Source organism: Streptomyces sp. KR55 (assembly GCF_052245645.1).
Lineage (GTDB): Bacteria > Actinomycetota > Actinomycetes > Streptomycetales > Streptomycetaceae > Streptomyces > Streptomyces flavusporus.
This window is the reverse complement of the sequence record NZ_JBQQCE010000372.1, coordinates 1-9,811: the sequence shown is the minus strand read 5'-3', so window position 1 is coordinate 9,811 and position 9,811 is coordinate 1. Positions and strand designations below refer to the sequence as shown.

The following is a 9,811-nucleotide window of genomic DNA, read 5'->3' as shown; positions in this document are numbered from 1 at the left end:
GGGCTCAACGTCCTTGCCCGGCGGACTGGTTGGCCCACCGCCGCCGAATGATAAATCGCCCGACGGTACGGCGTCCGGCACAATGGCCCCATGACCGAGCGAAAGCCACCGGGCGTGAGCTTCGAGTCCTGGACCGACAAGCAGATCCGCGACGCGGAGGCGCGCGGCGACTTCGCGCATCTGCCGGGCGCGGGCAAGCCACTGCCGAGAGACGTCGAGGCGACGTACGACGAACAGTGGTGGATCAAGCGGAAGTTGGCCCGCGAGGGCGTGTCGGTCCTGCCGCCGACGCTGGCCCTGCGCAAGGAGGCGGAGGACGCCCTCGTGGCCGCCGCGAAGGCACCGTCCGAGCGGGCCGTGCGCAAGATCGTCGAGGACATCAACGTCAAGATCCGCGACATGATGTTCAAGCCGCCGCCCGGCCCGCCGCTGGGTCTGAAGCCGTACGACGTCGAAGATGTCGTACGACAGTGGCGGGAGCGCCGGACGGCGGCCTCTTGAAAGGTCAGGGGTGCAGCAACCGCTCCGCCAGTTCGCGGTAGTCCTGCAGGGCCAGGCGGAGTTGTTCGGTGTCGGTGGTCGCGGGCGTGCCCTCGTCCGTCGACTGCCAGGACCTGCGCAGGGTACGGCGCCGCTGGGTCACCGCGTCCGTGAAGCGGGCGGCGATCTCCTCCAGCACGTGGTCCGCCTCTTCGACGGCGGCCCGCGGGCCGTCCACGAACCCGGAGACCGCCTGCTGCATCCGCAGTCCCAGTTTGTCGGTCTCGTCGTGCGGGAGCAGCGGGGCCATACGGGCCGTGGGGGCGGCCGGGTCCGCGGGTCCCGAGGGACTCGTGGGGCTCGGGATGGGCGCCTCATCGCGCGCGGTGCCGCCGGTGCCGCCGGTCTCGCGGGCCGTCGCGGGGGCCGCCTCGTGGCCGGTGAGGTCCTCGCGGCGTTGGGTGCGGTCGGGCTCGCCTTCCGCGCCGCCGCCCGTGGGTCGTGTCACGTCGGTCATGTCTCAACTCCCCTTCGCGTGCCGCCTGAAGCCCCACAGCAGGTGGTGGCGGCCACCGGCGTGGGCCGGGCGCCCGGTCTTCTGCTCGGCGGCGGGGCGCCCGTCGTCCTCGCGGGCCGGGCGTACCAGGTCGTCGAACAGGGCGCGGGCCTCGACCATGGCCTCGCGCATCTCCTCGGTGGCGGTGGGGCCGTCCTGCGCGGCGTCCGTCCGCCCTTCCTGGGCGCCGCTGACCTGTGCGCGTGCGATGCGGTGGACGCGCCGGTAGCCGTGCACGTGGTCCGCGTGGTGCACGGACAGCGCGGCGAGCTGTTCCTCGTACTGCCCGCCGTCCGGGAAGCCGCGCGCCCCGGCCAGCTCCGCGAGCAGCCGGTCCGCCTCACTCACCGCGTCCTGCGGCGAGTCGACGAACCGCTCCTGGGCTGCCGTCCAGCGGGCCTCGAACTGCTCGCGCTGCACGGGCTCGAGGGGCCGTTCCCGCAGGTTGCCGTGGCGCTCCAGGCGTTCGGTGAGTTCGCGCTCGGCGGCCTTGGTGTCGCCGTCGTGCCGGGCCACGGCCCGGTCGTACTCGGGCCCGAAGCGTCGCCGCAGGTCCCGGCCGCCGGTCGCACCACGGCCGCGCAGGGCCAAGGCGCCCGCGATGAGGACGACCACCGCCGCAATCACGATCAGAGCAATGATCCAGCCAGACATGAATGCCTTCCGGGTTCTCGACCCGACCGGCCCTTCACCGGGCCGGTCCGCTGACCGGGTTGCCCACCCACCCCCGCCCAAACGACCCCCGTCCGCGGCCGGAGCCCGAGGTGACGCATATTCGGTTGCGGGCCCCGCACACCGTCTCCCGACAATGAGCGGCATGACCTGGACCGTCGCTCCCGAACCCGTCGACTCCCCGGACGCCGCCGCGCTCTGGCGGGCGTACTACACGGAGGTCAGCGACCGCTGGTACCTGCTGCACCAGGGCCGCCGGACCGACCCGGCCGAACTGGAGCGGGAGATCGCGGCGAACGCGGGCGACCACCTCACCCCGCCCGCGGGGTGCCTGCTGGTGGCGCGGTACGACGGCACGGCGGGCGTACGGCTGACGGAGGATCCGTCGACCGCCGAGCTCACGCGTGTGTTCCTGCTGCCGGAGCTGCGCGGGAAGGGCGGGGCCGCGCTGCTCGTCGCCGCCGCCGAGGACGCCGCGCGAACCCTCGGCGCCGAGCGGATGATCCTCGACACGCGGAGCGACCTGGTGGAGGCGCGGGCGCTGTATGCGCGGCTCGGTTACGAGGAGACCGCGGCACACAACTCCGGCCCGTACGCCGAGCACTGGTTCGACAAGCGGCTCATCTCGAGCGGGTGACCGGACGGTCTTCGTGCGGCTCCTCCCGGTCCGAGCCGCACAGTTCCTCGTTCAGCTGCCTGACCAGCTGCACCAGGTCGGTGGGCCGGTCCGGGCCCCACCAGTCGCCGAGCAGCCCGGCCAGGGACTCCTCGCGGGCGTGCGCGAGCCGTTCGGCGACCACGCGGCCCTGCTCGGTGAGGACGAGGTCGAGGCCCTCGCGGACGGCCAGCCGCCGTTCCTCGATCTGCCGGGCGGCCTCCAGGACGGCACCCAGCGGGACGGTGGCACGCTCGGCGAGCACGCCCGGCTCCACGGAGCCGTACCGCTTGATCCGCAGCAGCAGCCAGCTCGCCGCCGGCAGCAGGTCGTAGCCCGCGCGTGCGGTGATCTTCCGGTAGACCTCGCGCCGTCCCTCGCGGGTGCCGAGCACCGACAGGGCGCGGCACACCTCGTCGTACGACGACCGGTGCACGGGGTTGCTGGCCAGCGTCTCGGTGACGTCGGGTGCCATGACCGAGCCGCGCAGCCGGTCCTCCTTCAGGAACCACGCCAGCACGAAGCCGAGGAGAGCGACGGGAGCGGCGTACAGGAAGACGTCCGTGATGGACGAGGAGTACGCGTGCAGGGCCGGCGGGCGCAGCCCCGGTGGCAGGGCGGCGATGCCGCGCGGGTCGGCTTCCAGGGAGTCGATCGACACGCCGGGCGGAAGCTGTACGCCGCGGAAGGCGGACGCCAGAGCGTCGTCGAGGCGGCCGGCGAAGACCGTGCCGAAGATGGCGACTCCGAAGGCGGCCCCGATGGAGCGGAAGAACGTCGCGCCGGAGGTGGCGACGCCCAGGTCCTGGTACGAGACGGCGTTCTGCACGATGAGCACCAGGACCTGCATGACCAGGCCGAGTCCCAGGCCGAAGACGAAGAGGCAGCCGCTGATCACGGCGTCGGAGCTGTGCTCGTCGAGTTCCTTGAGCAGGAGCAGACCGAGGGTCGTGACGCCGGTGCCCACGATGGGGAAGACCTTCCAGCGGCCGGTGCGGCTGACGATCTGGCCGGAAGCGGTGGAGGCCAGCAGCAGGCCCAGCACCATCGGCAGCATGTGCACGCCCGACCAGGTCGGCGTGATGCCGTGGACGACCTGCAGGAAGGTCGGCAGATAGGTCAACGCGCCGAACATGGCGAAACCGATGATGAAGCTGATGGCGGCCGTGAGGGTGAAGGTGCGGATACGGAACAGCTTCAGCGGCAGGACGGGTTCCACCGCCCTCCGCTCGACCAGCACGAACGCCACGGCGAGCAGGACGGCGAGCACCGCGAGCCCGACGATCTGCGGCGAGCCCCAGGCCCAGGTGGTGCCGCCGAGGGAGGCGACCAGCACCAGACAGGTGGCGACGGCCGCGATGAGGAAGGTGCCCAGGTAGTCGATGACGTGCCGGGTGGCTGTGCGCGGCAGATGCAGCACGGTCGCGATCACGACGAGCGCGACGACACCGACCGGCAGGTTGATGTAGAAGACCCAGCGCCAGCTCAGGTGCTCGGTGAACACCCCGCCGAGCAGCGGCCCCAGGACGCTCGACGTGCCGAAGACCGAACCGAACAGCCCCTGGTAGCGGCCGCGGTCGCGGGGCGGCACGAGATCGCCGACCATCGCCATCGACAGCACCATCAGCCCGCCGCCGCCCAGGCCCTGGAGTCCGCGGAAGGCGATGAGCTGCGGCATGTTCTGCGCCATGCCGCACAGGGCGGAGCCGACCAGGAAGATCACGATGGCGGTCTGGAACAGCCGCTTGCGCCCGTACTGGTCGCCGAGCTTGCCCCACAGCGGGGTCGCGGCGGTCGACGCCAGCAGATACGCGGTGACCACCCAGGACAGGTGCTCCAGACCGCCGAGGTCGCTGACGATGGTGGGCAGTGCGGTCGACACGATCGTCTGGTCGAGGGCGGCGAGCAGCATGCCGAGGAGCAGTGCGCCCATCGACACGAGGACACCGCCGGGCACGCCTTCCTGGGCGCCGGCGCCCGGGACGTCCCTCGTCCTGCCGCGCGTATCCCCCGCCATGAGACCTCCCGAGGGCTGCCGTGGTTACGCCATCCATCGTGGGCGGTCTGCCCGGTTATGGCCTGTCGAGTCCGCTTGGAAGGTGTAGTTCCGCTGTGACTCCGAGGGCTTCGGGAACAGGACCTCCACGAGATCTGCATAATCTCTGGGGTCGCGAGGAGTCGCGAGGGGAGGGGACGGACGCGTGGTGGAGCCGAAGGGGCATCAGTGCCCGGAGTGCGGGGCGCCCAGGGGGGGCGGACAACACCCCGTCCTGCGCCTGCGGCCGACGTGCGTCCGACGCCCTGCGTGACGCCCGTACGGCGGAACAGGCGGCGGCGGAGGACTTCGATCCGCTGCGCATCCGTCCGTACGTGGACCTCGACGGGGAGGAGGCGACGCAGGCTCCCCCGGACGCCGAGGTCACGATGCCCCTGCGCGCCGTCGAACCCGACCCGCTCCTCACGCCCAGCGCCACCGATCTACGGCTGTTCGAGGCCCAGGGTCCGGACACGCCCACCCCGGACGCCGGCCCGGAGCGGCCCCGCAACCATCGCCGTACGGCACTGCTCGGGGCGGCCGGCGCCGTCGTCGCCGTCGTGGCGGCGGCCGGGTTCGCGAGCGGGCTGTTCTCCTACGAGACGCCGTCGCGCGACGACGCGCTGCCGCAGGACGTACGGGAGGCCGTACCCGACGCACGCACCAGCGAGGCACCCCGAACACCGTCCACGACCACCCCCTCGGCGACACCGACACCCACGACGCCGTCACCGACGACAAGCCCGACGTCCCCGTCCCCCACCCCCACCCGCTCGGCGCCAACCACATCCCCGACCTCGCCCGGGTCGGCAACCCCCACCCCCACCGCGACAACGACCGGCACCACCGCCCCCGAGGCCCCCGACAACGACCGCGACGAGAACACCCCCGTCCTACGCCCCGGCGACGACGGCCCCGAGGTCGTCGAACTCCAACTCCGCCTGCGCCAGTTGTACCTGTACAACGACGAACCCCACGGCCACTACAACCACCGCGTAGAGGAAGCAGTACGCAACTACCAGTGGGCACGCGGCGTACAGCCGGACGAACTGGGGGTCTACGACACGAAAACCCGCGAGCGCCTGGAATCGGAAACCGCGGAACCATAGGGCCCATCCGCGGGCACGCGCATACCGCAACCCACGCGTCGAGCCGCGGGCGCTCGCGTGCCACGTCGAGCCACGGGCATTCGTGCCTCCCCCAGTGCCTTAAGGGCCTGGGGGGACCCCCAGGGCGGCACGGGTGGGCGCGGGCGGCACCCCGTCAGCGCCGGGCTGCGCAACCCACCCCCCGCCCAGCCCCAGCACCCCGCACCCTCAGACGTCAGCCACAACCCGACGTCCGCCGCAAACCAACGTCAGCCACTACCCCACGTACACCCGCATCGCCCCACCAACCCCCGCCTCCACCCGCACACCCCTCAGATCCGGCACCAGCACATCCGGCCGATAACCCCCCGCCCGCACCCCAACCCCCACAACCCGCATCCCAGCCGCCTGCCCGGCCGCAATCCCGGCCCCCGAATCCTCGAAGACGAGACAGTCCGCAGGCGCCACCCCCAGTTCCGCGGCCCCCTTCAAGAACCCCTCCGGATCGGGCTTGCTCGCCCCCACCGACTCCGCGGTCACCCGAACATCAGGCATCCCCAGCCCCGCCGCAGCCATCCGCGCCGTCGACAACGCAACGTCCGCCGAGGTCACCAGCGCATGCGGAAGCCCCCGCAGGGACGCCAGAAACTCCGCCGCCCCCGGCACCGGCACGACGCCGTCCATGTCCGCCGTCTCCTCCGCGAGCATCCGCGCGTTGTCCGCATGGTTCTGCTCCATCGGCCGGTCCGGCAGCAGCACCGCCATCGACGCGTACCCCTGCCGCCCGTGGACGACCTTCATGACCTCGTCCCCGTCGAGCCCGTGCCGCTCGGCCCAGCGCCGCCAGATGCGCTCCACCACGGCGTCGGAGTTGACGAGGGTGCCGTCCATGTCAAGCAGGAGAGCACGGGCGGTGAGCACGGTGGTGGCCGACATCGGCAGCTCCAGAACGCGGGGTGCGGGGCGGTGGCCGCCGGACAGACCGGACAGATCAGGTGGCCCCGGACGAACAAGGCGACCCCCCGAGGTGGCCCCCCGAAGGGACAAGGTGGCCCCGCCCGCCGGTCAGGGAAAACGGGCGGGAACCACTTTGTTTCTCCACGGTACAAAACAACCCTGCGCGCCGCCACCGCCTCGAGAAACCGTTCACCGGGCGTTCAGCTCACCCGGCGACGGCCTCCCACAGACTCCACACCCCGAGCCCCAGCATCAGCAACGCCGCGATCTTGGTGATGAGCCCCAGCGGCACCCGCCTCATCAGCGCACGCCCACCGACGATGCCCAGCCCCGCCACCGCCCACAGCGCCAGCACCGCACCCAGCCCGACGGACAGCGGATCGTCGTAACGCGCCGCGAGGTTCGCCGTCATGATCTGCGTCAGATCCCCGAACTCGGCGACGAGGATGAGCATGAACCCAGCCCCGGCGACCTTCCAGAAGGACTGGTCCTCCGGCTTGCGGATCTCCTCCTCGTCCTCGCCCTTGTTCCTGAGCAGCATCGCCGCGCCCCCCAGGAAGAGCACGCCGGTCACCGCATGCACGACCTGCTGCGGCAGCAGCGTCAGCACACTGCCTGCCGCGACGGCGAGCGCGACATGCAGCGCGAACGCGGCGGCGACACCGGCGAAGACGTAGGAAGCGCGATAGCGGGTGCCGAGGACGAGGCCGGCGAGTGCGGTCTTGTCCGGCAGTTCGGCGAGAAAGACGACGCCGAAGACGAGCGCCGTGACGGTGATGCTGATCAAGGTTCCTCAATCGGTCGGGGCCGCCCCGCCGAGAGTCGTACGTCAGCGACACCTCGGCACGGCAGCACACTCGGCACCCGTGCCGTACGGCTCGGGCGTGCACTGCTTGCCGAAGGTCTCGCTGGCCGGCCTCACCTTCGAGGCCCGCCTCCGGGCGCCGGCTCAGACGAGCTGAGCAGTATGTCGACGGTCCGGCGAAGAGCTACTCCCCTTCTGCGCCGTCCATCGTACGCGACACCTGTGGAGCGAAAAGTTCCGCCTTGAACCTTGTCGTGTCATGCACGCGTCATTAACTTCTCACCCAACGCACACCCGTACGCAACACGGCACCGCGAGCATTCCCTCGCTCGCACGCCAACACCCCCACATTCCCAAGGGAGTTCGCATGCCCAGGTTCTACGCGCGTCGACGGCTGAGCATAGTCGCGGCGTTCAGCGCCCTCATAGCCTCCGTGGCCCTCTTCAACGCCCCCACCGCCTCCGCCGCCCTCCCCACCCCGGTCAGCGGCGCCACCGCCCGCAGCTACCTCGCCCAGCTCACCGTGGCGACCGAGGACCGCACCGGCTACAACCGGGACCTCTTCCCGCACTGGATCACCATCAGCGGCTCCTGCAACACCCGTGAGACCGTCCTCAAGCGCGACGGCTCCAATGTCGTCACCGACTCCGCCTGCGCCGCCACCAGCGGCAGCTGGTACTCCCCGTACGACGGCGCCACCTGGAGCGCCGCCTCCGACGTCGACATCGACCACCTCGTGCCGCTCGCCGAGGCCTGGGACTCCGGCGCCGACAGCTGGACCACCTCCCGCCGCCAGTCCTTCGCCAACGACCTGACCCGCCCCCAGCTCATCGCGGTCACCGACAACGTCAACCAGTCCAAGGGCGACCAGGACCCGGCCACCTGGATGCCGTCGGTCTCCTCGTACCGCTGCACCTATGTGCGCGCCTGGGTCCAGGTGAAGTACTACTACGGCCTCTCGGTCGACTCGGCCGAGAAGAGCGCGCTGCAGAACTACCTGGCCCCCTGCTGATCGAACCGTGACCCGCGGAACCTCCCCGCTCACCTCCGTCGTTCCGTACCGTACGGGGCGACGGAGGAGGGTGAGCCGAAGGGGCTGAGGCGCCCCGGAGGCGAACCCGACCAGAGAAAGGGCGGGCGATCACGTGGCAGGGCTGCGCCTGGGTCCACTGCTGAGGTACGCCGACGGCTCGTCCGCGACCGTCTGGGTCGAGGCGAGCCGTCCGTGCACCGCCGAGGTGCGCTGCGCCGACGGCGCCCGCGGTACGGCCCGCACCTTCCAGGTCGCGGGCCATCACTACGCCCTCGTGCCGGTCAGCGGCCTCACTGCGGGCACGGCGACGGAGTACGAGGTGTTCCTGGACGGCACGAGCGTGTGGCCGCTGCCGGACTCCCCGTACCCGCCCTCGGTCATCCGCACGGGGACGACCGGTGACGCCGTCCGCGTCGCCTTCGGCTCCTGCCGCTGGGCCGCTCCCCCGGCCGACGAGAAGGACCCCGTCGGCCCCGACGCCCTGGACACCCTGGCCGCCCGCATCGCGGCCGACCCCACGGCCGAACGACCCGATGTGCTGCTGCTGTTGGGCGACCAGGTCTACGCCGACGAGATCTCCCGGGCGACCCAGCGCTGGCTCGCCGCCCGCCGCGACCTCAGCGAGCCGCCGGGCGGGGAGGTGGCGGACTACGAGGAGTACACCCGCCTCTACTACGAATCGTGGCTCGACCCGGAGGTGCGGTGGCTGCTGTCCACCGTCCCCAGCTGCATGATCTTCGACGACCATGACGTCATCGACGACTGGAACACCTCCGCCGCCTGGCTCGCCGACATGCGGGCCACCGACTGGTGGCGCGAACGCCTGCTGAGCGGCCTGATGTCGTACTGGGTGCACCAGCACCTGGGGAACCTGTCCCCGGCCGAACTGGCCGCCGACGCCCTGTACGCGGCCGTACGCGACACCCCCGACGCGACCGACCTCCTGCGCGCCTTCGCCGCCAGGGCCGACGCCGATCCGACGTCCGTGCGCTGGAGCTACCGGCGCGACTTCGGCCGCGTACGGCTGCTGATGGTGGACACCCGCGCCGCCCGCGTCCTCGACGAACAGGCGCGCTCGATGCTCGCCCCGGGCGAGGCGGAGTGGCTGCGCACCCAGGCGCTGGACGAGCCGGGCTCGTACGACCATCTCCTGATCGGCACCTCCCTGCCGTGGCTGCTGCCGCACCTGGTGCACGACGCGGAGGGGTGGAACGCGGCGCTGTGCCGGGGCGAGAAGGGCGAGCGCTGGGCGCGGTTCGGGGAGAAGGTGCGGCGGGCGGCGGACCTGGAGCACTGGGCGGCCTTCCCCGGCTCCTTCGACGCACTGGCCGCGCTGATCGCCGAGGCGGGTTCGGGGGACGGGGCACCGGCGACGGTGTGCGTACTGTCGGGGGACGTGCACCACGCCTACGTGGCCGAACCCGTCTGGCCCTCGGCCGGCCCCGACGCCCGGGTCGTCCAGCTCACCTGCTCGCCCGTGCACAACTCCATCCCGCTGTCGATCCGGCTCGGCTTCCGCTTCGGCTGGAG

Annotated in this window: 10 protein-coding genes; 5 read left to right on the top strand and 5 right to left on the bottom strand. The window is 71.7% G+C overall.

From position 1 onward, the window contains the following. The first annotated feature begins 90 nt into the window (after nt 1–90). Complete coding sequence (locus ACTWQJ_RS37960; protein ID WP_129800834.1) at nt 91–501, top strand: DnaJ family domain-containing protein; 411 nt, start codon at nt 91–93, stop codon at nt 499–501. 4 nt (nt 502–505) lie between these two features. Here the strand turns inward: ACTWQJ_RS37960 and ACTWQJ_RS37955 are convergent, their stop codons facing one another. Together ACTWQJ_RS37955 and ACTWQJ_RS37950 are read right to left on the bottom strand one after the other, a co-directional pair. Continuing rightward, entirely contained in the window at nt 506–997 is a 492-nt protein-coding gene (locus ACTWQJ_RS37955) for a hypothetical protein (protein WP_443310991.1), read from the bottom strand. A 3-nt stretch (nt 998–1,000) separates the two neighbouring features. Next, entirely contained in the window at nt 1,001–1,690 is a 690-nt protein-coding gene (locus tag ACTWQJ_RS37950) for a hypothetical protein (RefSeq protein ID WP_443310990.1), read from the bottom strand. Between the two features lie 163 nt (nt 1,691–1,853). Between ACTWQJ_RS37950 and ACTWQJ_RS37945 the strand changes: the two genes are divergently transcribed. Continuing rightward, nucleotides 1,854–2,345: a GNAT family N-acetyltransferase gene (locus ACTWQJ_RS37945; RefSeq protein WP_443310989.1), complete on the top strand. Its 492-nt coding sequence runs from the start codon at nt 1,854–1,856 to the stop codon at nt 2,343–2,345. Here the strand turns inward: ACTWQJ_RS37945 and ACTWQJ_RS37940 are convergent. Next, the gene (locus tag ACTWQJ_RS37940; RefSeq protein ID WP_443310988.1) at nt 2,329–4,380 is read right to left on the bottom strand and encodes a DHA2 family efflux MFS transporter permease subunit; all 2,052 of its coding nucleotides are present in this window, start codon (nt 4,378–4,380) and stop codon (nt 2,329–2,331) included. The genes ACTWQJ_RS37945 and ACTWQJ_RS37940 overlap by 17 nt on opposite strands. A gap of 353 nt (nt 4,381–4,733) precedes the next feature. Between ACTWQJ_RS37940 and ACTWQJ_RS37935 the strand changes: the two genes are divergently transcribed. Beyond that, nucleotides 4,734–5,507: a peptidoglycan-binding domain-containing protein gene (locus tag ACTWQJ_RS37935; RefSeq protein ID WP_443310987.1), complete on the top strand. Its 774-nt coding sequence runs from the start codon at nt 4,734–4,736 to the stop codon at nt 5,505–5,507. A 255-nt stretch (nt 5,508–5,762) separates the two neighbouring features. On the opposite strand, the gene ACTWQJ_RS37930 is transcribed toward ACTWQJ_RS37935, so the two are convergent. Beyond that, nucleotides 5,763–6,422 (bottom strand): HAD-IA family hydrolase, encoded by a 660-nt coding sequence (locus tag ACTWQJ_RS37930; protein WP_443310986.1) that lies wholly within the window; start codon nt 6,420–6,422, stop codon nt 5,763–5,765. 226 nt (nt 6,423–6,648) lie between these two features. After that, complete coding sequence (locus tag ACTWQJ_RS37925; RefSeq protein WP_443310985.1) at nt 6,649–7,230, bottom strand: TMEM165/GDT1 family protein; 582 nt, start codon at nt 7,228–7,230, stop codon at nt 6,649–6,651. A 385-nt stretch (nt 7,231–7,615) separates the two neighbouring features. Between ACTWQJ_RS37925 and ACTWQJ_RS37920 the strand changes: the two genes are divergently transcribed. Further along, nucleotides 7,616–8,260 (top strand): HNH endonuclease family protein, encoded by a 645-nt coding sequence (locus tag ACTWQJ_RS37920; protein WP_443310984.1) that lies wholly within the window; start codon nt 7,616–7,618, stop codon nt 8,258–8,260. Nucleotides 8,261–8,393: 133 nt separating this feature from the next. Beyond that, a partial coding sequence (locus ACTWQJ_RS37915) for an alkaline phosphatase D family protein (RefSeq protein ID WP_443310983.1) occupies nt 8,394–9,811 on the top strand: 1,418 nt, incomplete at its 3' end.